16 protein-coding genes are annotated in these 21,729 nt (G+C 64.8%); 9 read left to right on the top strand and 7 right to left on the bottom strand.

The features are described 5' to 3' along the window. Positions 1-305 precede the first annotated feature (305 nt). Both ASF08_RS23585 and ASF08_RS23580 read left to right on the top strand, forming a co-directional pair. Positions 306-1,016: a response regulator transcription factor gene (locus tag ASF08_RS23585; RefSeq protein WP_056150173.1), complete on the top strand. Its 711-nt coding sequence runs from the start codon at positions 306-308 to the stop codon at positions 1,014-1,016. Next, positions 1,013-2,401: a sensor histidine kinase gene (locus ASF08_RS23580; RefSeq protein ID WP_056150171.1), complete on the top strand. Its 1,389-nt coding sequence runs from the start codon at positions 1,013-1,015 to the stop codon at positions 2,399-2,401. Before ASF08_RS23585 ends, ASF08_RS23580 begins: the two co-directional genes overlap by 4 nt. A gap of 296 nt (positions 2,402-2,697) precedes the next feature. Here ASF08_RS23580 and ASF08_RS23575 read toward each other — a convergent pair whose 3' ends face one another. Beyond that, the gene (locus ASF08_RS23575; protein WP_056150169.1) at positions 2,698-4,944 is read right to left on the bottom strand and encodes a calcium-binding protein; all 2,247 of its coding nucleotides are present in this window, start codon (positions 4,942-4,944) and stop codon (positions 2,698-2,700) included. A 521-nt stretch (positions 4,945-5,465) separates the two neighbouring features. Here ASF08_RS23575 and ASF08_RS23570 point away from each other — a divergent pair. Continuing rightward, complete coding sequence (locus ASF08_RS23570) at positions 5,466-8,324, top strand: bifunctional [glutamine synthetase] adenylyltransferase/[glutamine synthetase]-adenylyl-L-tyrosine phosphorylase (protein WP_056150200.1); 2,859 nt, start codon at positions 5,466-5,468, stop codon at positions 8,322-8,324. A 111-nt stretch (positions 8,325-8,435) separates the two neighbouring features. On the opposite strand, the gene ASF08_RS23565 is transcribed toward ASF08_RS23570, so the two are convergent. The 3 genes from ASF08_RS23565 to ASF08_RS23555 all read right to left on the bottom strand — a co-directional run bounded on the left by ASF08_RS23565 (position 8,436) and on the right by ASF08_RS23555 (position 10,846). Continuing rightward, positions 8,436-9,449: an adenosine kinase gene (locus ASF08_RS23565; protein WP_056150166.1), complete on the bottom strand. Its 1,014-nt coding sequence runs from the start codon at positions 9,447-9,449 to the stop codon at positions 8,436-8,438. Positions 9,450-9,547: 98 nt separating this feature from the next. After that, on the bottom strand, positions 9,548-9,868 hold the full coding sequence (locus ASF08_RS23560) for a hypothetical protein (protein ID WP_056150163.1): 321 nt from the start codon (positions 9,866-9,868) through the stop codon (positions 9,548-9,550). An 84-nt stretch (positions 9,869-9,952) separates the two neighbouring features. Next, positions 9,953-10,846, bottom strand: coding sequence for a sulfite oxidase heme-binding subunit YedZ (locus tag ASF08_RS23555; RefSeq protein ID WP_056150160.1), 894 nt, complete (start codon positions 10,844-10,846; stop codon positions 9,953-9,955). A 226-nt stretch (positions 10,847-11,072) separates the two neighbouring features. On the opposite strand from ASF08_RS23555, the gene ligA reads away from it, so the two are divergent. After that, positions 11,073-13,496, top strand: coding sequence for an NAD-dependent DNA ligase LigA (ligA, locus tag ASF08_RS23550; protein ID WP_056150156.1), 2,424 nt, complete (start codon positions 11,073-11,075; stop codon positions 13,494-13,496). After that, a complete protein-coding gene (locus tag ASF08_RS23545; RefSeq protein WP_056150152.1) occupies positions 13,493-14,344 on the top strand; it encodes a 3'-5' exonuclease in 852 nt (283 codons plus the stop codon). Before ligA ends, ASF08_RS23545 begins: the two co-directional genes overlap by 4 nt. 4 nt (positions 14,345-14,348) lie before the next feature. On the opposite strand, the gene ASF08_RS23540 is transcribed toward ASF08_RS23545, so the two are convergent. Beyond that, the gene (locus tag ASF08_RS23540) at positions 14,349-14,831 is read right to left on the bottom strand and encodes a peroxiredoxin (RefSeq protein ID WP_056150149.1); all 483 of its coding nucleotides are present in this window, start codon (positions 14,829-14,831) and stop codon (positions 14,349-14,351) included. Positions 14,832-15,116: 285 nt separating this feature from the next. Between ASF08_RS23540 and ASF08_RS23535 the strand changes: the two genes are divergently transcribed. Beyond that, on the top strand, positions 15,117-15,713 hold the full coding sequence (locus ASF08_RS23535) for a YqgE/AlgH family protein (RefSeq protein ID WP_018042130.1): 597 nt from the start codon (positions 15,117-15,119) through the stop codon (positions 15,711-15,713). 18 nt (positions 15,714-15,731) lie between these two features. Here ASF08_RS23535 and ASF08_RS23530 read toward each other — a convergent pair whose 3' ends face one another. After that, positions 15,732-16,718, bottom strand: a complete 987-nt coding sequence (locus ASF08_RS23530) for a hypothetical protein (RefSeq protein ID WP_056150197.1) — start codon at positions 16,716-16,718, stop codon at positions 15,732-15,734. A gap of 509 nt (positions 16,719-17,227) precedes the next feature. On the opposite strand from ASF08_RS23530, the gene dnaK reads away from it, so the two are divergent. The 3 genes from dnaK to ASF08_RS23515 all read left to right on the top strand — a co-directional run bounded on the left by dnaK (position 17,228) and on the right by ASF08_RS23515 (position 21,245). Then, positions 17,228-19,147: a molecular chaperone DnaK gene (dnaK, locus tag ASF08_RS23525; RefSeq protein ID WP_056150146.1), complete on the top strand. Its 1,920-nt coding sequence runs from the start codon at positions 17,228-17,230 to the stop codon at positions 19,145-19,147. A gap of 114 nt (positions 19,148-19,261) precedes the next feature. Next, positions 19,262-20,425: a molecular chaperone DnaJ gene (dnaJ, locus tag ASF08_RS23520; protein WP_018042133.1), complete on the top strand. Its 1,164-nt coding sequence runs from the start codon at positions 19,262-19,264 to the stop codon at positions 20,423-20,425. 184 nt (positions 20,426-20,609) lie between these two features. Next, positions 20,610-21,245, top strand: a complete 636-nt coding sequence (locus ASF08_RS23515; RefSeq protein ID WP_056150144.1) for a class I SAM-dependent methyltransferase — start codon at positions 20,610-20,612, stop codon at positions 21,243-21,245. Positions 21,246-21,340: 95 nt separating this feature from the next. On the opposite strand, the gene ASF08_RS25140 is transcribed toward ASF08_RS23515, so the two are convergent. Further along, positions 21,341-21,691 carry a hypothetical protein gene (locus tag ASF08_RS25140; protein WP_156629697.1) on the bottom strand — a complete coding sequence of 117 codons (351 nt, stop codon included), beginning with the start codon at positions 21,689-21,691 and terminating at the stop codon, positions 21,341-21,343. Positions 21,692-21,729: the final 38 nt, after the last annotated feature.

The following is a 21,729-nucleotide window of genomic DNA, read 5'->3' as shown; positions in this document are numbered from 1 at the left end:
CCGTTAAACACACCAGCGCCCATGGTACTGTGTCTCAAGACACGGGAGAGTCGGTCGCCGCCAGACCTGCACAGGACAGAAAACATCCCCCCTCAACGATGACACCAAAACACCCGCCTCCTCCGAGGCGGGTGTTTTGCGTTTCGGTGTCGCTTTTCTTACCGGATGGTCATGATCCGGCCAAAGGGCGGTAAGTCGAGGCCCGGCACACTCCCATCCTGTCTCAGAAGAGGGGAGGGGGCTTCGTGCCGATCCAAGCTCAAGCGGCTTTCCCGCGCATTCCCGACCACGTATCGTCCGGCCCCATGCGCCTTCTCATCATTGAGGACGACCGCGAGGCGGTCTCCTATCTCGTCAAGGCTTTCAAGGAAGCCGGACACGTGCCGGACCATGCGGTCGACGGACTGGATGGCTATGCCCTGGCGCGGGAAGGCGATTACGATGTCCTCATCGTTGATCGCATGTTGCCGAAGCTTGACGGATTGTCGCTCATTCGCTCCCTGCGCGAGCAGGAGGTCACGACGCCGATCCTGATCCTCTCGGCGCTCGGGCAGGTCGACGACCGGGTGAAAGGCCTGCGGGCCGGTGGCGACGACTATCTGCCAAAACCCTATGCCTTCTCCGAGCTCCTCGCCCGCGCCGAGGTGTTGGCCCGCCGCCGCGCATCCTCGCCCGGCACCGCCGAGGCGACGTCCTATCATGTGGGGGACCTGCATCTCGACCGGCTGTCACACCGCGTCACCCGCGGCGGGCATGAGATCCTGCTCCAACCCCGCGAGTTCCGGCTGCTCGAATATCTCATGCGCCATGCCGGGCAGGTCGTGACCCGCACGATGCTGCTCGAACATGTCTGGGACTACCATTTCGACCCGCAGACCAACGTCATCGATGTCCATGTCTCGCGCCTGCGGGCCAAGCTCGACAAGGATTTCGACACCGCCCTGATCCATACGATCCGCGGTGCCGGCTATATCCTGCGACCGGACGAAACCTCCCGCGCGTCCGACGCGCCGTGAGCGAGGCCGATGCTCTGCCCGCGCGCATCCGGAACCTGTTCCGGACGACCGCCTTCAAGCTGTCCTTCGCCTATCTGGTGGTCTTCGCGACTTTCGCCTTCCTGGCTTTGGGCTATGTCGCCTGGAATGCGAGCCGAGTCCTCGACGACCAGATGGTGTCGACCATCGAGGCCGAGATCAACGGCCTGTCGGAGCAGTACAAGGCCGGAGGCTTGCGCCGACTGATCTCCGTCGTCGAACGCCGGGCCGGCGAACCGGGAGCCTCCCTCTATCTGGTCACGACGGCGGCGGGAGAGCGGGTGGTCGGCAATGTCGGGGCGCTCGCGGATGGAACCCTGGCCCAGCCGGGCCAGACCGAGGCCGCCTATGCCCGCAGCGGTCAGTCCGACGTGCTCGACCGCCACGCCATTCTGCAGGTCTTCGTTCTTCCCGGAGGCTTCCGCCTCGTCGTCGGACGCGACGTGGAGGAGCGTGACCGGCTGCGCTCCATCATCGCGACGACCTTCGGTTCTTCCGTGGCCCTGGTCGTGATCCTCGGCGTCGTCGGGGGATGGTTCGTGGCCAGCCGCGTCCTCCGGCGGGTCGACGCCATGACGGAGACGACGCGCCGGATCATGGCCGGCGACCTCGATGGGCGGCTGGCGGTCGCCGGAAACGGCGACGAACTCGATCGATTGGCGAGCAATCTCAATGAGATGCTCGAGCGTATCGGTGAGTTGATGCGCGGCCTGCGCGAAGTCTCCGACAATATCGCCCATGATCTCAAGACGCCGCTGACCCGGCTGCGCAACCGCGCGGATGAGGCGCTTCACGGCGCCGATACGCCCGAGCAATTGCGTGCCGCCATGGAGGGCGTCATCGAGGAGAGCGACGGCCTGATCCGGGTCTTCAATGCCCTGCTGATGATCGCGCGGCTGGAGGCCGGAAACGCGCAGGAGATCATGGCCCGGTTCGACCTCGGCCTCGTGGCGCAGGAGGTGGGCGAACTCTATGAGGCGCTGGCCTCCGAGCGGGGGATGGAACTGGCCATCGAGGCGCCCGAAGGGCTCATGATCCGTGGCAATCGTGAACTCGTGGGCCAGGCCCTCGCCAACCTCATCGACAATGCGGTGAAATATGGCGGCGCCGGCGGAACGGTGCGTGTCACCGCCGAAGAGCGCGGATCGGGCATTGCGGTCATCGTCTCCGACAATGGTCCGGGCATTCCGGAAGACGCGCGCGGGCGCGTGCTCGGCCGGTTCGTCCGCCTGGAGGAGGCGCGGTCCCTGCCGGGATTCGGGCTCGGGCTCAGTCTCATCAATGCGGTGGTGCGCCTTCATCAGGGCGCGCTCGCGCTGGAAGACAACCGACCGGGACTCCGCGTCGTCATGACCCTGCCTGCCTGAAAGTGCCTTACGAAACTCCCGGTCACCGTCGTCTCTCGCTCACGGCACGACGGCGCAGCGGAGGCGTTGTGAGAGATACGAAGCTGGTTCTCGACGGTCCCTCGCACAATGCGCAGGAGGAACGTCCCGTCACAGACGTATTCTTGACCTTTGAGAACCGCACACAGTTTTCAGGTGCGAGCGGTCTTGGGCAGGCTAACCGCACGACACCAAGCCAACCTGTCAGGCTTTCGCTTAATTTGCGGACATAAAAAAGGGCTGCCGTCAGGCAGCCCCTCTCAATATGTGATTGGACGTCAGACGACGAACGACCCGTTATCCAAGGTCTGCTGGCCCTGGAGGAGAACGGCGAAGTCAGCCGCTCCATCTCCGTTCGTGTCACCCTGGAGAAGGGTGTTGCCACCACCGAACTTCGTCCGCAGTTCGCCTGCCTGACCCGAGAAGCCGTCCGTTCCGATGAACTGGAAGCCCTGGTCTCCGGCCTGTCCGAGGTTCGCATCGATCCCACTGAGGTCGATGCGATCGCCCTCGGCGAAGTCGAAGTCCTTGATGATGTCGCGTCCGGACACCGCGACGTCACTGTCGGTGACGGCCTTGAACACGAAGGTGTCGGCACCATCACGGCCGAAAAGGAGATCACGGCCGTCGTCGCCGTAGATCGTGTTGTCGCCGTCATTGCCGTAGATCTGGTTCCGGATCTCATTGCCGTTGGCAGTCAGATCATCGGTACCGGAGAGCACGAGCTTTTCGGTGTTGGCTTCCATCGTGTGGCTGACGGTGGATCGAATGGTGTCGAAGCCTTCGCCCGGTTGTTCGATGATACGATCGCCAGCGTTGTCGATGACGTAGGTGTCGCTCCCAGTGCCGCCGATCATAGCGTCGGCTCCCGTGCCACCCAGCAACGTGTCGTCGCCGTCGCGACCCACGAGTGAATCGTCTCCTGCGCCGCCGCTCAGACGATTGTCGCCGTCGTTGCCGGTGATGCGATTGTCGAGGTCATTGCCGGCACCGTTCAGATCGCCGTCTTCCCTGAGGACGAGGTTCTCGACGTTGTCCGACAAAGTGTAGCTCACGGACGAGCGAACGGTATCGTTGCCCTCGCCTGCCAACTCGATAACCTGATCTCCTGCTCCATCCACGGCGTAGACGTCGTCGCCCGCACCACCCTGCATGACATCGTCGCCGATGCCTCCTTGAAGGACATCGCTTCCGCCGCCACCGGTGAGACGATCGTTTCCGGCTCCGCCGTCCAGCCGGTTATCGGCGATATTGCCGGTGATGCTGTTGTCGAGGGCGTTGCCGGTTCCGTCGATGGCGCCGGTACCCGTGAGGGTGAGGTTTTCGACGGTGTCGGACAGGGTGTAGCTGATGGAGGACAGAACGGTGTCGGTGCCTGCGTCGGCGCCTTCGACCACCGTATCGCCGAGGGAATCGACGACGTAGCTGTCGTTGCCGAGGCCACCGATCATGGTGTCGTTGCCGGCACCGCCGACGAGGAAGTCGTTACCGGTTCCGGCGGTGATCGTGTCGTCGCCCTGGCCCGCATTGTAGTAGAAATCCTGCCCGGCGCGGAAGGGCGGGAAGAACGTCAGCGCATCGTCACCGTTGGTCCCGAGCACCACGCCCTCGAACGTATTGCCACGCTGAGTGCCCGAGACGAGGTCGCGAACGTCGAAGGTGATGCCCTGCGTTCCGGCCACGAAGGTGATGCCCTCATCGTCGTAGCGAGAGATGGGACCGGTCAGATTACCGTCGGCATCTTCTGCCTGTACGCGAACTGCAAGCCCGCCATCCTGGTTGGTCAGGCTGCCGGCATCGTTGGTATTGCCGTTGCCCACCTCGGCCGAGGTGAAGGTCAGGCGCACGTTGCCGGCACCACCATCGGCGCGATCGAACCGGACGGTGTCGTTGCCGTCGCCGAGATTCACCTGGTCACTGCCATCGGTGGAGACGTTGACGCCGAACGTGTCGTCGCCGTCGCCGCCGAAGACGGTGTCGATTCCGGAACCGCCGCCGATCGTATCGTTGCCGCCGCCCGTCGAGATGACGTTGTTACCGCCGCCGCCATAGACGACATCGTCTGCCGAGCCCGTGGTGAGCGTGTCGTTTCCGTTTCCACCCGTCAGCTGCGCCCGGACATTGCCGGTATCGACGACGTTATCGCCCGTGTCGGACAGGTTGAAGTTCACCGACTCAAAACCATAAATGACGGTGCCGTCGGACGCCCTGCCCGTACCGTTCTCGTCGAGCGTCAACGTAATTGGGGTTGCCGAGCCGACAACCGGTCCATTGAAATTGAAATTGACCGACAGGAAATCATTACCCTGGCCGCCGACCAACCGATCGAGCTTTCCGCCAGTGACGTTGTCGTCGCCAGAACCGGCGCGAACGATATCACGCACAGGATCGATGGATCCGGCGAAAATATTGGCGGGACGATCGACAGAGTCGATCGTATCGTTGCCGCCGAGGCCATTGATGGTGTCTTCGTCTTCGGTGCCGGTCAGGAAATTATCGCCGTTATCGCCATTGATCGTAGCCATTGCGTCGTCTCCCTTACTCGCAGCCTGAGATGCACGTGCGGCTCACAGGTTTGCGGCGACGCTGATACGCATGGTTAGCCATAGAGGTTTCAGTTCGCGATAATAATATTGAATAAATATTTATAGTAACCTTAGTTAGTGTCGTAATATAGACTGTTGCTAATTGGACTGTCACTAAATTACTACATAAATTTGCAGCGAGTTAGGGATTAAACTGACTACTTATTTCTTGTCGGAGGCGGGAAGACTATTCCCGGCCTTCCCGAACCATAAATGCGATTGTGCGAACCGCGATGTTACATAACGCCCAACCCACGAACGTCCGCTTCCCAGGACGGCACGGACGCTCAAGGCGGTTGCCATCCGTCAGATTTCCACCACGAGCTTGGGCTTGTGAAGTCTCGCGCGTTTTCTGACGTAGAACCAGTGCCCGCTTTTGCTGAACCCGCTGAGCCGGGAAAGGACAGCACGTGACCGAGGAAGCGCCGTTGACCCAGCGCCTGACGAGGGCGCCCGTGCTGATGGATGCCGAGCGTGCGGCGGCACGGCTCAGAGAGGTCGATGCCTCGTTCGGCCATCTCGACGAGGCGGGACGAGCTTTGCTTCTCGGCCTCGCCGACCATTCTCCCTTTCTCTGGCAGCGTGTGGTGCGGGACCCCGGGCGCGTTGCCGCGATGCTGGAGAGGCCGCCCGAACGCGTGGTGGCCGACCTCATCGCCCGGCAGCGATCCGCCGCTCGCGGTGAGAGCGGAGAGGTCCGCGATCTCGATGCCGTCGCCGCCGAGCTTCGACGCAACCGCGGTGACCATGCTCTTCTCGTGGCCCTGGCCGATATCGGCGGGCTCTGGCCCCTGGCGACGGTGACCGAGGCGCTCTCCGATTTCGCCGATGCCTCCGTTCATGCGGCAGCCGAAGCTCTCTTGTTGCAGGCAGCCGAGGCCGGGCGGTTTCACCCCCATGACGTCGCGAGCCCGCAGCTCAAATCCGGCCTCGTCATCCTTGGCCTCGGCAAGCTCGGGGCCGGCGAGCTCAACTATTCCAGCGATATCGACCTCGTCGTGTTCTTCGATCCCGATATCGCGCGGTTGAAGGAAGGACTGGCTCCGACGCCGTTCTTCTCCAAACTCGCGCAGGGAATCGCCAAGCTGCTGCAGGAGCGTACCGCCGATGGCTACGTTCACCGCGTCGATTATCGCCTGCGCCCCGATCCCGGATCGACGCCGACGGCCATCTCGCTAAACTCCGCCTATCTCTACTACGAGAATCTCGGCCAGAACTGGGAGCGTGCCGCCTATATCAAGGCGCGCGCGATCGCCGGTGACATCGATGCGGGCGAACACTTCCTGGCCGGCCTGCGGCCCTTCGTCTGGCGCAAGTATTTCGACTTCGCCTCCATCGCCGATGTCCATGCCATGAAGCGCCAGATCCATGCCGTGCGCGGGCACGATACGATCGCGGTCGCCGGACACGACATCAAGCTCGGGCGCGGCGGCATCCGCGAGATCGAGTTCTTCGTCCAGACCCAGCAACTCGTCTTCGGCGGGAGACGGCCGGACCTGCGCGGCCGCCGCACCATCGAGATGCTGGCGGCGCTCACCGAGGAAGGCTGGATCGACGGCACCGCGCGCGACGAACTGGGCCAAGCCTACGATTTCCTGCGTACCGTCGAGCATCGCCTGCAGATGGTGAACGACGAGCAGACTCAGCGTCTGCCGATGGATGCCGCCGGGGTCGAGGCGTTCGCGCGCTTTGCCGGTTTCGCCGATGCGGAGGCGTTCGAGGCGGAACTCATGCACCACGCCCGGCGGGTGCAGGCGCATTACGCGCTGCTGTTCGAGGCGGAACCGGACCTGTCCTCATCGGTGGGGAATCTCGTCTTCAGCGGGACGGACGACGATCCCGCGACCCTCGCCACTCTCCGAACCCTGGGCTTTTCCGATCCCGAGCGCGTGGCCGAGACCGTGCGCGGTTGGCATTTCGGTCGTCGCCCCGCCGTCCGCACGGCGCGTGCCCGCGAGGTCCTCACCGAACTCGTCCCGGCCTTGATGCAAGCGCTCGGCGGCACGCCGAACCCCGATGTGGCCCTGGATACCCTCGACCGCGCCTTCGCGCGCATGCCGGCGGCGGTGGAACTCCTCACCATCCTGCGTTCGAACGACCGTTTGCGCCTGCTCTTCGCCGACCTGCTGGGAAGCGCGCCGCGCCTGGCCGAGACCGTCGCCTTCAGCCCCCATGTCCTCGACACGGTCATCGACCCGGCCTTCGTCGTGCCGAAGGTGGATGCCGAGGACATCGCGGCGCAGTATCGCGGGCTGGTCGGCAAACCGGCGGCCTACGAGGATTTCCTCGACCGCAGCCGGGACGCGGCGCGGCAGTTGCGCTTCGTCACCGGGGCGCGGCTGCTCACGGGCATCCTGTCGCCGCAGGCGGCGGGGCGGGCCTATGCCGGCATCGCCGACGCCGTGGTGGAGGCGAGCCTCGAGGCGGTGTCGGGCCAGTTCTTCGCCGAACATGGGGATGTGCCCGGCGGGCGCTGTGTCGTCCTCGGCCTCGGGCGGCTCGGCGCCAACCAGATGACGGCGGAATCCGATATCGACCTCGTCGTGCTCTACGATTTCGATGCGGAAAACCGGACCAGCCTCGGGCCGAAGTCGATCGACGCGGTGATGGCCTACAACCGGCTGACGCAACGCCTCGTCGCGGCGCTGACCGCGCTGACCCGGCGCGGCGGTCTCTACGAGGTCGACCTTCGCCTGCGTCCGGGCGGCGGGCAGGGGCCCGTGGCGGTGCAGGTCCGGAGTTTCCTCCCCTATCAGCAGGGGGAGGCCGATCTATGGGAGCACATGGCGCTCACCCGCGCCCGGGTCGTCGCCGGGGATCGGAGTCTCGGCGACGAGGTGATGGGGCAGATCCGGACCATCGTCGGGCTGAAGCGCGAGGCGGCGGAGGTCTATCGCGCGGTGCGCGACATGCGCCGGGTCGTGGCCAGCGAGAAAGGATTCTCCGGGCCGCTCGATCTCAAGCTGGCGCCCGGCGGATTGCTCGATCTCGACTTCATGGCCCAGGCCCTCACCCTGGCCCATGCCGAGCGCCATCCCGGTCTCATCGGCCTCGATGCATCCTCCGTCTTCGCCGAGACTGGTAATCGGGGCCTTCTGCCGGTGAACGAGGCGCGACGGCTCGGCGAGGCCTATCGCCTCTTCGACGATGCGCTCCATTGGCAGCGTCTCATGGGCGAGGCGGACTCGAAGGCGGGCGCCTCGGTGGCGCTGACGCGGCTCGCCATCGCCATGGGCCTGCCCGATGCCGCGACCCTGGCGGCGGAACTCGATGAACGCCGCGCCGAGGTCAGATCGCTGTTCGAGCGGCTGCTCGGCTGAGCCTCGCAGGCCCGCTTTCGCGGGTCTTTTGCACCGGAATCGGACCCATTCGCTGCTTCGTGGGAAATCGCGTCCGATGGCGGTCGAAAGGGGGGTCCGATGGCGGTGGTTTCAGAGGAGTCCGCGCGCCTTGGCCAGGGCCACGAGGTCGTGCTGCGGCCGGGCGCCGATATGCTGGATCACCTCTGCCGCCGCCAGCGCTCCGAGCCGGGCGCTCGACACGTTGTCGAGGCCGCGGGCGTGGCCGGCGAGGAAACCTGCCGCGAACAGGTCCCCGGCGCCGGTCGTATCCACCACCTCATGCACCGGTGAGGCCTCGATGGAGCGGATCTCGCCGCCCTTCACCACCATCGCGCCCTCGGCGGAGCGGGTGACGAGACCGAGGAGATGCATGCCGCGCTGGTTGCGCTCGTCACGCAAAGCTTTGAGGGCCGCTTCTTCGTCGTCCGTCTCGTAGAGGCTCTTCAACTCGCCAATATTGGCGAACAGGATGTCGATGCTTCCGTCACGGATGAGGCCCAGGAACTCCTCGCGATAGCGGCCGACGCAGAACGCATCGGACAAAGTCAGTGCGACGGCGTTGCCGGCATTGTGGGCGATCTTGGCGGCCTTGCGGAACGCCTCCTTGGCCGCCGGCGGGTCCCAGAGATAACCTTCGAGATAGACGGTGCGGGCACTCGCCACGGTGGCCTCGTCCACATCGGCCGGCGACAGGCCCTGGCAGGCACCGAGATAGGTGTTCATGGTGCGCTCGCCGTCCGGCGTCACCAGGATGAAGCAGCGCGCCGTGGCCGGTCCTTCCGACGCGGCCGGCACCGCGAAGGAGACGCCCGTCGCCTTGAGATCATGGGCGAAAAGGCCGCCGAGCTCGTCGTCGCGGACCTTGCCGATGAAGCCGGTCTTCGCGCCGAGGAGAGCCGCGCCCACCGCGGTGTTCGCGCCAGAGCCGCCGGAAACGATGGTGGCCGGTCCCATCACCGAGAACAGGCTCTCCGCCCGGTCCTCGTCGATGAGCTGCATGGCGCCCTTGGGGACGCCCTGCTGTTCGAGAAATTTCTCATCCGTCCGCGCGATCAGGTCGACGATGGCGTTGCCGAGGACGAGAAGGTCGAGGGGAGCGGACATCGGACATCCTGTCTGGCGCTGGCGATGCCGCAGGCTGTGGCATCGCACCCGGAGAGGGTCAAGCGAGGGAGGGCGTCACGGGTCCGCGAAGACGCCCCCTATTGCAGCGCCTTCACCTCGCACTGCGCGTAGTCGCTGCTCGCTTTCACATAGGCGTTCAGCGCCTTCACATAGGCCTCGGCCAGGGGACGATAGGCCGCGATTTGCAGGTTGTAGGCCTTCACCGTGTCGTTGAACGTGTAGGCCTCCCAGCCGGGGCATCCGCCTTTGGCGTCGAGGCAGGCGGGCTTCGCGGGCGCGGTCGGCTTCGTCGGGCGTGTCGCCGGGTCCGGCGGCATGGCCTTCACGCATTCCGCCATGGCGAAGGACGGCAGAAGGGCTGTCAGGACGAGAGCCGCTCCAAGAAGCCTGACACGCATCGCTGGAATTCCCTTGCGTTCGAAACGCCCACTCACCGAGACGGTGCTGAGCTTGTGCGCGAGGGATTCGCCTGTCGCAAGCACTCAGCGCGCCTGGACCGCTTGCCGCCCGGACTGGTGGGAGACAGGCCTGCCCTTGCCGCCCCCACTCATGGCGGGCCGCATGAGGTTGAGCAGCGGCAGAGCGATGCCGCTGATGAGCACCCACCAGGCCGGGCGCAGGCCATCGTAGAATTCGAGGTTGGCTCCGAGCACCGCGCTGGCAGGCACGCCGCTCTTGAACCCATACCACGCCGCCTCCACCAGGGCGGTGACGAGGGAGGCCGCGATGGCGAGGCCGAGCAGGGTGATCGCGTTCATCGGCAGGCGGAAGCGCTGCATTTCCCGCCACCCCATGAGCAGAAGAAACAGGCCCGTCCAGTAGACCGGCGCCGACACGTCGATCTTGGCCTGAAGGAAATAGTGGAACAGGCCGAGCACCGCGATGACGTAGACGGATTTATGCAAGCGCGGCCAAGCCTTACCGAGACGGCGGATCATCCCGTCCGTGGAGGTGATCCCCAAGACGGCAAGGCCCAGCAGAGCCACGAAGCCGATGGTGAGGTAGAACCGCGAGACGATCTCGCTCACGACCTTCGACAGGATGAAATTCTGGTCGACGATGTAGAGGCTGAGATGGACCAGCCCGTAGGCGAGGACGGTGAGGCCGAGCATGCGCCGGACCAGGATGAGCTTGGCATAGTTCGCGATCCGCCGCAGCGGCGTCACCGCCAGCGACAGCAGCAGGAAGCGCACCGCCCACTCTCCTGTGCTGTGGATGAGGGCCGTGATCGGCTTCGGCCCAAGGGCGTCGAACCCATAGGCGGCGGCGAGCCAGATCCCCGGCGCCAGCGCGAACAGGAATGTCGCGAGTTTCAGGCCCGAAACGCGGCCGGCGCGGTCATGCCAGGGAGCGGAGAAAGCGGGTTTGGCAGGCATCAGGGTCCGTCAGCGAGTAAGTCTTCGCCCTCAGGTAGGCGAGCGAGAGGACGAAATGGGGTGGCCCGGCCACACGTTCGCGCGAGACCGCCTTTTCCATTCGTATGACTACCGCCGAAGGTTACCTATCCGCCGTACCGTCGCGGCGCATCTCCGGGGCCTCCCGTCGCCCCGCCCGGATGTGGTAAAGCCCACGGCGCCCCACCCAAAGCCGTGAAACGCGTTCATGCCAGCTTCCGCCTTGCCCGACCCGATCGATGCCATGAGTGCCGAGGAGGCTCGCGCCGAGCACGCTGCCCTGTCGGAGCAGATCGCGGAGGCCGACCGGCTCTATCATGGAGAGGATGCGCCCGAGATCACGGATGCGGAATACGACGCCCTCCGGCGTCGCCTCGAGACGATCGAGGCCCGCTTCCCCGATCTCGCCGGTACCGGACAGGCAAGCGCCTCCGTCGGCGCAAAGGCCTCGGAAAAATTCGCCAAGGTCCGGCACGCGGTGCCGATGTTGTCGCTGGGCAATGCCTTTGCGGACGAGGAGGTCCACGATTTCGTAGGCCGCGTCCGTCGCTTCCTCAACCTGCCCGATGAGCCGCTCGCCTTCACCGCCGAGCCGAAGATCGACGGCTTGTCCCTTTCTCTGCGCTACGTCGAAGGCAGGCTTGTCTCGGCGGCTACGCGCGGCGACGGCGAGGTTGGAGAGGATGTGACCGCCAATGCGCGAACCGTCTCGGGCATTCCCGAGACGCTGGAGGGGATGGGCTGGCCGGAGATCTGCGAGGTGCGCGGCGAGGTGTATCTCTCGCACGCGGATTTCGCCGCCATCAACGCTCGCCAGGAAGCGGCGGGAAAGTCGCTTTTCGCCAATCCGCGCAATGCGGCGGCCGGGTCACTTCGCCAACTCGATTCCCGGATCACCGCCTCGCGACCGTTGAAATTCTTCGCCTACGCCTGGGGCGAGATGTCGGAGATGCCGGAGACGACGCAGCATGGGATGATCGCCGCTTTCGCCTCATGGGGATTCGCGGTGAACGACCGCACGGTGCTTTGTGCCGACGCGGATGCGATGCTGGCGCATTACCGCGCCATCGAGGAGGATCGCGCCGGTCTCGGCTACGACATCGACGGCATCGTCTACAAGGTCGACGATCTCGCGTTGCAGCGCCGGCTCGGCTTCGTCTCGCGCAGCCCGCGTTGGGCGCTGGCGCATAAGTTCGCGGCGCAGAAGGCCTTCACGATCCTGGAGGCCATCGAGATCAATGTCGGCCGGACCGGGTCGTTGAATCCGCTCGCGCGGTTAAAGCCCGTAACGGTGGGCGGCGTCGTTGTCTCGAATGCGACCCTCCATAACGAAGGGTACGTTCAGGGCGTCGGCGGCGACGGTGAGCCGATCCGCGACGGGCGAGACATCCGCGTCGGCGATACGGTCGTCGTCCAGCGCGCCGGCGACGTGATCCCGAAGGTGATGGATGTCGATCTTGCGCGGCGACCGCCGGATGCGACGCCCTATGTCTTTCCGGAGACCTGTCCCGCTTGTGGCAGCCGCGCCGTCCGCGAGGTCAATCCGCGCACCGGACAGCGCGACGCGGTACGCCGCTGCACTGGTGGACTCATCTGCCCGGCGCAGGGACTCGAGCGCCTGAAGCATTTCGTCTCGCGCAACGCCTTCGATCTCGAAGGCTTCGGCCAGACCTATATCGAGGTGCTGTTCGAGGCCGGGCTCATCAAGCAGCCCGCCGACCTGTTCCGCCTGGAATTCGCGCCGTTGAAGGAGGCCATCGTCGCCCGTCGCGAAGCGCTCTCGGCCGAACGCCGCGCCGAGGGCGAGCCACCGCCGAAGAAGGCGAAGAAGAAGGGTGACGACGAGGACAAGGCGATCAAGAACCTGCTGGCCTCCATCGACGAGCGCCGCAGCTTGGCCCTCAACCGGTTCCTGTTCGCCCTCGGGATTCGCCACATTGGTGAGTCCACCGCCAAGGCCTTGGCCAAACGCTTTCCGGATATGCCGAGCCTGATGCAGGCCCTTGCCGCCGCTGCCGCCGCTCAGGCCGGACCGGACTGGCTCGAACTCTCGGCGGTACCGAGGGTCGGCCCGACGACGCGGGACCGGTTGCTCGAATTCGGCTTCTCGGGCGAGGTGGAAGGCGGCGAGGTCGCGACGGGTCGGCGTCCGACTACGGCGCAGCGTGCGAACCTGATCGCCCATTACGGCGACGAGGCCGCCGTGGAAGCGGCTGTGAGCCGCGCCCGCGAGCAGCGTCCCGGCGATGCCTATCGTCTCTTCGCCGACGATGGCGAGATCGGTCCCGTCGCCACGGATTCCCTCATCGCGTTCTTTGCCGAACCGCACAATGCCGATGCGGTCCATGCCCTGATCCAAGAGGTGAAGACCGAGCCGATGGCGGCGGCGGCAACCGCAACGGCCTTCGCCGGCAAGACCGTGGTCTTCACCGGCTCCCTGGAGCGCATGACCCGAAGCGAGGCCAAGGCGACGGCCGAGCGTCTCGGTGCCAAGGTTTCGGGCTCCGTCTCGGCCAAGACCGACCTCGTCGTCGCTGGGCCGGGGGCGGGCTCCAAGCTGAAGGACGCCGAGAAGCATGGGGTCAAGGTCGTGAGCGAAGAAGATTGGCTCGCCATGGTGGAGACGGCGTGATCACGCTCGCCATCGACTTCGAGACGGCCAATGAAAGGCGCGACAGCGCCTGCGCGGTTGGCCTCGCCTGGATCGAGGGTGGCGCGGTGGTGCGACGTGAATCACGCCTGATCCGCCCGCGCGAGATGCGGTTTTCTCCGGGCAACATCCGGGTCCACGGTATTCTGCCAGCGGATGTCCGGCAGAAACCGGAATTCCCGGACGTGATGGCGGAGTTCCTACCCGACCTCTCGTCTGGGCTGGTCCTCGCCCATAACGCCGGGTTCGACTTGGGCGTGCTACGCGCCTCGCTCCACACCTATGGCATGGCAGTTCCGGCCTTCGCTTCGCTCTGCACCCTTCAGATCGCGCGAAGAGTGTTTCCCGCATCGGAAGGTTGCGGCCTCGGCAAGGTGGCCGCCCGGCTCGGTATCCGCTTCGAGCACCACGATGCGGGCGAGGACGCCTATGCCTGCGCGGAGATCGCCCTGGCGGCGGCAAGGGAGCATGGCGCGCCCGATATCACCGCCTTAGCGAGGGCGATCCATCTCCCGATCACGCAACTGCCGGCCGGCTATGTCGAGCGGGAAACGCGATCGTTCGGCGCGCCCGGCCCGCAGATCGCGGCGATGCGGTTTTCCGTGCGGGGAAGTCGTGGCGCACTCTACGCGGTGACACTGGAGGACCGCCCAAGCGGCCCGCGTCTGCGCTGCACTTGCATGGCTGGACGCTACGGCGTCGCCTGCCGCCATACCAAAGCGCTACTCGTTGGCGACATCACCGATCTCGTATCTGGCAACCACGCGGACGTGGTCGCTCTCAGCCGGCTGTTCGACGAGACTGCAATGCCGCGGCCCTGCGACATGTGACCGTTCAGATGACCTTGAGCAGGGCGTCGACGCCGGAAATCTCGGTCTTGGCCGGGGATTCCTCGACGTTCAGGACGCGCACCACGCCATCATCCACCAGCATGGAATAGCGCTTCGAGCGCGGGCCGAGCCCGAACCCCGCACCGTCCATGTCGAGGCCAATGGCCTTGGCGAACTCGGCATTGCCGTCGGCGAGGAACTCGATTCCGTCGGCGTTGCTGGCTTTCTGCCAGGCTTCGAGTACGAACACGTCGTTGACCGAAGTGACGGCGACGGCATCGACGCCGCGTGCCTTGATCTCTTCCTGCTTCTCGACGAAGCCGGGCAGATGATTGCGGTGGCAGCTCGGCGTGAATGCGCCGGGCACGCCGATCAGGACGATGCGGCGCCCCTTGAAGATGTCGTCGGTGGTCTTCGCCTCGGGGCCCCCGGCGCCGCTCACGCGAAAGGTCACCTGGGGAAGGTGGTCGCCAACCTGGATCGTCATCCGTCGTCGTCTCCTCAGATCGCCTGGAGCCCATGCCCGGTCTTGAGGACCGGTTCTCGTTACCGCGCGTGGCCCCATGGACCAACGGCGCCATGATGGCCCCCGGTGGGCGTGAAGGGTCTACCCCGAGCCCATGGGTGTGTCGAGGAGGGCCTCGTAGAAGCGGGCGCCGTCCACATTCCTTCTGCGGGTCGCGACCCGATCAAAGCAGAATGGAGAGGTGGCCACCCTCAGCCTCAGCGAGTCCGCGCTGGACAAGCCAGCCCACCCAGGTAGCATGATGCAATGCGACAAGATCCGGATTCCGCCTATCTCGACGGCCAGTTCCTGGTGGCGATGCCCGGCCTCACGGACGAGCGCTTCGCAAGATCGGTGATCTATCTCTGTGCTCATTCGGCGGACGGCGCGATGGGAATCATCCTCAACAAGCCGGCCAACGATCTGAACATGCCGGATCTCCTGATTCAGCTCGATATCGCCAGCGAGGACGATGCGATCCGCTTGCGCGAGAGGGTCGGCCATATTCCCGTGCTTATGGGCGGTCCGGTGGATGCCAAGCGCGGTTTCGTGCTCCACACCGACGATTTTCACATAGACCAATCGACACTCATCATCGACGACGGGATCTGCCTCACCGCCACGGTGGAAATCCTGCGTGCCATCGCAAACGGTGCCGGACCCGCGAGCGCGGTGCTCGCCCTCGGCTATGCCGGATGGCAAGCCGGGCAGCTCGAGAACGAGATCCTCGCAAATGGCTGGCTCAACTGTCCGGCCGATCCGGCCATGATCTTCAATTCTGCGCTCGACACCAAGTACGAGCGTACCTTGCGAAGCAATGGCATCGATCCAGCGATGTTATCCTTCAGCGCAGGCCGGGCCTGACGGACCGGCTTGAGGGGGTCATTCCCCGATTGGCGAGCCGTCGCTGTCCGGGTTCATCCCTTCGACCGCCGGCTTCGGCTTGCGCGGCCGAAGCGTCGTGCTCGCGGTCGGTGTTGCCGTGCTGGCACCGAGACGCGCGGCAAGGGAAAGGGCGCGGGCCTCGGTGAAACGCACGTTGCAGAAACCATGGGCGCCCTCGCGGGCATAGGTCCGGCAGGTCTGCTCCCGGTCTGAGGAGAAAGCCGCCTGTTCGGTGACGATGGTGCGGACGTCCTGCCCGCGGGCGCGCTGGGTCATGACCTTGTAATTGTCCCGAACCGCCTTGTCGGCGACGCCTCGTCCGGAATCGAATTCCGCGGAGCGGGGAATCAGCGTCGCGGCAGCAGGCCCCCACAGGCCGACCGGCGTGGTGGCACAATCGGCGGCCGTGAAACTGCAGACCCGGTTGCTGCCCAGCGGCGTAACCAGCACGCTGCCTTCCAGGATCTCGAACCGGAGCGGGCATTCACCGCCCGCGATCTCGTAGCGCGCCACGCCCTGAGGACGACCCTCTGAGGAAAGGGAGATCGGCGATCCGCCCGAGAGCGGAACCTTGCAGGTCTCGTTCGGCTGCGAAACCTTGGTGCCGGGCAGCGTGATCCGTGCCGTTGCCGCGCCGCCGGCTCTGTCGATCTTGAGGCTGCCGGTCAGGCCGTTCAGCATGAGTTCCTGGCCGAGAATGTTGTCATCGGTCGGCGTCTTGAGAACGACGGGTCGCAGGGGAGCCGGAGCAGCCTTCGGAGTCTCCGGCGCAGGTTCTCCCGAAGCGCCCGGCGGCAGCAGCGTCCCAGGCTGAGGCGATCCGGTCGGAGGCACACCGCGAGGTGGCACCGGAGGCTTGGCCGCCTTGCCGATGCCGAACAGCTCCTCGAAAAAATTCTGCGCGTCTGCTTCGTGCGCCGGGAGGGCGACGAGGGGCAGGACGAGAAGGGCGGGGAGCAGGCGTAGGCCTCGGGACGGACGCATCAGGTCTTTCATGCCTCTGGAACTCGCAGCACCGGACCGGTGAACAGTGAACGTGCAGCGGGCTCTCGTTCTCGCATCAGCTTCTTCGAAAGCGGGTATCATATCTGGGGCTGAGGCTTCGTAAGGCGAGCCTGCCTTCGATCCGCGTTGACGGTCCGAAAGCTGGTCTTCCATGCTCGAACCTAGCATGTGATCGATGGCGCTGACGTGGCGTCCCTGCAACATTTTTGAGATCCAAGGCGCCGGCTGCCGGCCATTCCAGACGCAAAAGTCTTGGTCGGCGAGGGAGATAGGATCGGCGTGGCCGTTCGCGGTGCTTCGCCTTGCGGCTCCGCATCACCCTTCTTATATCCGGCGGGACGCGGGATTAAGACCTGGATGAGCGCGTTTCAGGCGCTTCGGCTGGTTCGAATTCCGCTCTCACAATCTTTCGTTCTTCACCGCCATGGGCCGGGCCGCTTCGGGGCTCGGCGGTCTGCTTGACCAAATGACATGAGAGGGATCCCGCCATGGGTAAAGTAATCGGCATCGATCTGGGCACCACTAATTCCTGCGTGGCCGTCATGGAAGGCACGCAGCCCAAAGTCATCGAAAACGCGGAAGGCGCGCGCACCACGCCGTCCATCGTCGCTTTCCTCGACGACGGCGAGCGTCTCGTCGGCCAGCCGGCCAAGCGCCAGGCGGTCACCAATCCCGAACACACGTTCTTCGCCATCAAGCGTCTCGTGGGCCGCACCTACGACGATCCGATGACGCAAAAGGACAAGGGTCTCGTGCCCTACAAGATCGTCCGCGGCGACAACGGCGATGCCTGGGTCGAGGCCGACGGCAAGAAGTATTCCCCCTCGCAGATTTCGGCCTTCACGCTTCAGAAAATGAAGGAGACCGCCGAGGCGCATCTCGGCCAGCCGGTGACGCAGGCCGTCATCACGGTTCCCGCCTACTTCAATGACGCCCAGCGTCAGGCCACCAAGGACGCTGGTAAGATCGCCGGCCTCGAAGTGCTGCGCATCATCAACGAGCCGACGGCGGCTGCTCTAGCCTACGGCCTCGACAAGAAGAAGACCGGTACGATCGCGGTCTACGATCTGGGCGGCGGCACCTTCGACGTGTCGATCCTGGAAATCGGTGACGGTGTGTTCGAGGTGAAGTCCACCAATGGCGACACCTTCCTTGGTGGCGAGGACTTCGACAATCGCGTCGTCGAGTACCTGACCTCCGAGTTCAAGAAGGAACAGGGCATCGACCTGACGAAGGATAAGCTCGCCCTCCAGCGCCTCAAGGAGGCAGCCGAGAAGGCGAAGATCGAGCTGTCCTCGGCGACGCAGACCGAGATCAACCTGCCCTACATCACGGCCGATGCGACGGGGCCGAAGCATTTGGCGCTGAAGCTCTCTCGCGCCAAGTTCGAGAGCCTCGTGGACGACCTCGTCCAGCGCACAATCGAGCCCTGCCGCAAGGCGCTCAAGGATGCCGGCGTTTCGGCCTCCGAGATCGACGAGGTGGTTCTGGTCGGCGGCATGATCCGCATGCCGAAGATCCAGGAAGTCGTGAAATCCTTCTTCGGCAAGGAGCCCCACAAGGGCGTCAATCCGGATGAGGTCGTGGCTATCGGCGCTGCGGTTCAGGCCGGTGTGCTCCAGGGCGACGTCAAGGACGTGCTGCTTCTCGACGTGACCCCGTTGTCGCTCGGCATCGAAACGCTGGGCGGCGTCTTCACCCGTTTGATCGACCGCAACACCACGATCCCGACGAAGAAGTCGCAGACCTTCTCGACGGCCGAAGACAACCAGAACGCTGTCACCATCCGCGTCTTCCAGGGTGAGCGTGAGATGGCGGCTGACAACAAGATGCTCGGCCAGTTCGATCTGATGGGCATCCCGCCCGCCCCGCGCGGCATGCCGCAGATCGAGGTAACCTTCGACATCGACGCCAACGGCATCGTCAACGTGACGGCCAAGGACAAGGCGACGAACAAGGAGCACCAGATCCGCATTCAGGCTTCGGGCGGCCTGTCGGATGCCGACATCGATAGGATGGTGAAGGATGCCGAGGCCAATGCCGAGGCGGACAAGAAGCGTCGTGAGTTGGTCGAGGTGAAGAACCAGGGCGAAAGCCTGATCCACGCCACCGAGAAGTCGGTGAAGGAGTATGGCGACAAGGTCTCGGCCGATGACAAGGCTGCGATCGAGACCGCCATGACCGCTCTTCGTACGGCTCTGGAGGGTGACGACGTCGAGGTCATCAAGTCACGCACTACGGATTTGATGCAGTCGTCGATGAAGCTGGGCGAGGCTATGTACGCTGCGAGCAGCCAGACGCCCGAAGGCGGGGCTGAGGGTAGCGAGGGCCACGAGGCGAAGAAGGACGACGTCATCGATGCCGACTTCCAGGAAGTCGATGACAAGGACCAGAAGAAGCGGGCATAACGCTCGTCTTAGAGAAGGAGGGGACCGGAGCGATCCGGTCCCTCGTCATGTCTGGTGGGATGACGGTGTGGCCCTCCGTAGAGGCGGGCGCGCCGGGGGACGTTGAGGGCGGGTATGTCGAAGCGGGACTATTACGAGGTTCTGGGCGTCTCCAAGACTGCGACAGACGGTGAGATGAAGGTCGCCTTCCGCAAGCTCGCCATGGCCTACCACCCGGATCGTAACCCCGGGAACGCCGAGGCCGAACTCAAGTTCAAGGAAGTCAACGAAGCCTACCAGACGCTCACCGACGGGCAGAAGCGTGCGGCCTATGACCGTTTCGGCCATGCCGCATTCCAGCAGGGCGGAGCCGGCGGCCCAGGATTCGGGAACGAGTTCGGCGACTTCATGTCGGACATTTTCGACAATTTCTTCGGCGACGGCCGTGGTGCGGGCGGCGCTGGCGGTGCGCGCGGTGGTCGTGGTGGCTCGACACGCGAACGTGGTGCGGATTTGCGCTACAATCTCGAGATCTCCCTCGAGGATGCGTTCGCCGGTAAGACCGAGACGATCACGATGGCCACCGCCGTCACCTGTGAGGTCTGCTCCGGCAGCGGTGCGAAAGCCGGCTCCAAGCCCAAGCCGTGTCAGACTTGCGGCGGCTACGGTCGCGTGCGCGCGGCGCAAGGGTTTTTCGCCATCGAGCGTACGTGCCCGGCCTGTCACGGACGCGGTGAGATCATCGACAACCCGTGCGGCAATTGTTCCGGCGCAGGCCGTGTCACTCGGGAGCGCACGCTTTCCATCAACGTACCGGCCGGCGTCGATGACGGCCTGCGGATCCGTCTGGCCGGCGAGGGCGAGACCGGCCTGCGCGGTGGCCCTGCCGGCGACCTCTACGTCTTTCTCTCGATCAAGCCGCACACGTTCTTTCAGCGGGATGGTGCCGACTTGTTTTGCCGCGTCCCGATCTCGATGGTCACCGCTGCCCTGTCTGGGGAGATCACCGTGCCCGTAATCGACGGATCGCAGACCGAAGTCCGCATCCCGGCAGGCACGCAGACAGCCAAGCAGTTCCGGATCAAGGGCAAGGGCATGCCGGTTCTTCGGTCCCGCGATGTCGGCGATCTTTATATTCAGGTGTTCGTCGAGACGCCTCAGAACCTGTCGAAGCGTCAGCGTGAACTGCTTCAGGAGTTCACCAGCACGGCATCAGACGAGAACCACCCTGAAAGTGCGGGGTTTTTCTCCAAGGTCCGCGATTTCTTCGATGGGTTGAGCGGCGTTGCGCGGTCGTGACGCTCCGCGATCTCACAGGCGGCGGATCGAAACGGCCTGGCTCCCGTTGTGGCTGTGGCGGCGCTGCATCGTCGCCAGTAGCACGACGCGTTGCTCCCGCCCTATGCTGAGCTTCGACCTTGACGGGCACTGGCTTTCGTCGTCTAGCCTTAACTCCCCATGCGTGATCTGAGGACATTGGATCTTGCCTCCGCTCCATCGACCCAGTGCTAAAGCCTATGCCGCCACCGGATCGGTCCGTGAACGGCGGGAGCCGCTGGAAGATGAGGCGCGTTTCCTGCGATCTTGGTTCGAGCGGCCGCTTGTCACCGGCTCGGTAACGCCGTCGGGTAAGATGCTTGCCCGCATGATGGCGTCCTACGTCGACCCCCGCGTGCCCGGCCCCGTCATCGAGCTCGGTCCCGGTACCGGTCCCGTCACCGAGGCCCTGATACGTCGTGGCATCGAGCAGGAGCGGCTTGTCCTAGTCGAGTACAATCCGGATTTCTGCAAGCTGCTGCAGAAGCGCTTTCCACGCGCCACCATCCTGCGCGGTGACGCCTACAACATCCGCGAGACCATCGGCGACCTTCTCACCGAGAAGGCTGCGGCTACCGTTTCCAGCCTGCCTCTGTTCACCAAGCCTTTGGAACAGCGTCTCGATCTTCTGAACGCCACACATACGCTCATGCATGCGGGCTCGCCCTTCGTGCAGTTCACCTATGCGGTGGTGCCGCCGATCCCCGAGCGTTGCGATGCGGGCAGCTACACGGCCAGCCGGTCCAGCCGGGTTTGGCTCAACCTGCCGCCAGCGCGGGTCTGGGTCTACCGCCGTCCCTGAGGGACCGCCGCAGAACGTCACCTGAAGACGTGGCTCATCCGCGGTTCAGCCCATCGCTCCTACCGTTCGATCATTGCGCCGGGATCGCCCCGGCGTCACAATCGACGGAGACTGACATGGCGTTTCGCGCATTCGCACAGCGGACAAGGGGTTGGCTCGCAGCCGCAGCACTCGCCCTCGGCGTCATCGGCATCGCGCCGGGTATCGTTCAGGCGGCACCGCTTGCTCCGGCCGTTGCCTTGGCCGAGCCAGCGCAGACGGGCATTGTCCCAGTCCAGTATGGCTGGGGCGGTCACCACCACCACCATCGCAGACACCATGGCTGGGGTGGACATCACCGCCATGGCTGGGGCGGTCACCGGGGGTACGGCTGGGGCGGTCATGGCCATCACGGATGGCGTCCGCGTCACCATGGCTGGGGTCACCACCACCATCATCACCATCATGGGCATCGCCACGGCGGACACTACCGCTTCTAGTAGAA

The sequence above is a fragment of the Methylobacterium sp. Leaf85 genome (genome assembly GCF_001422125.1).
Classification (GTDB): Bacteria; Pseudomonadota; Alphaproteobacteria; order Rhizobiales; family Beijerinckiaceae; genus Methylobacterium; species Methylobacterium bullatum.
This window is presented reverse-complemented; position numbering and strand designations above follow the sequence as displayed.

Excerpts from the sequence above, each read along its gene's own strand:
- dnaJ (WP_018042133.1), top strand. The coding sequence starts at position 19,262 with ATGTCGAAGCGGGACTATTACGAGGTTCTGGGCGTCTCCAAGACTGCG.
- ligA (WP_056150156.1), top strand. The coding sequence starts at position 11,073 with ATGCCAGCTTCCGCCTTGCCCGACCCGATCGATGCCATGAGTGCCGAG.
- ASF08_RS23560 (WP_056150163.1), bottom strand. The coding sequence starts at position 9,868 with ATGCGTGTCAGGCTTCTTGGAGCGGCTCTCGTCCTGACAGCCCTTCTG.
- dnaK (WP_056150146.1), top strand. The coding sequence starts at position 17,228 with ATGGGTAAAGTAATCGGCATCGATCTGGGCACCACTAATTCCTGCGTG.
- ASF08_RS23540 (WP_056150149.1), bottom strand. The coding sequence starts at position 14,831 with ATGACGATCCAGGTTGGCGACCACCTTCCCCAGGTGACCTTTCGCGTG.
- ASF08_RS25140 (WP_156629697.1), bottom strand. The coding sequence starts at position 21,691 with ATGATGGTGATGATGGTGGTGGTGACCCCAGCCATGGTGACGCGGACG.
- ASF08_RS23565 (WP_056150166.1), bottom strand. The coding sequence starts at position 9,449 with ATGTCCGCTCCCCTCGACCTTCTCGTCCTCGGCAACGCCATCGTCGAC.
- ASF08_RS23585 (WP_056150173.1), top strand. The coding sequence starts at position 306 with ATGCGCCTTCTCATCATTGAGGACGACCGCGAGGCGGTCTCCTATCTC.
- ASF08_RS23575 (WP_056150169.1), bottom strand. The coding sequence starts at position 4,944 with ATGGCTACGATCAATGGCGATAACGGCGATAATTTCCTGACCGGCACC.
- ASF08_RS23530 (WP_056150197.1), bottom strand. The coding sequence starts at position 16,718 with ATGCGTCCGTCCCGAGGCCTACGCCTGCTCCCCGCCCTTCTCGTCCTG.
- ASF08_RS23535 (WP_018042130.1), top strand. The coding sequence starts at position 15,117 with ATGCGACAAGATCCGGATTCCGCCTATCTCGACGGCCAGTTCCTGGTG.
- ASF08_RS23555 (WP_056150160.1), bottom strand. The coding sequence starts at position 10,846 with ATGCCTGCCAAACCCGCTTTCTCCGCTCCCTGGCATGACCGCGCCGGC.
- ASF08_RS23570 (WP_056150200.1), top strand. The coding sequence starts at position 5,466 with ATGGATGCCGAGCGTGCGGCGGCACGGCTCAGAGAGGTCGATGCCTCG.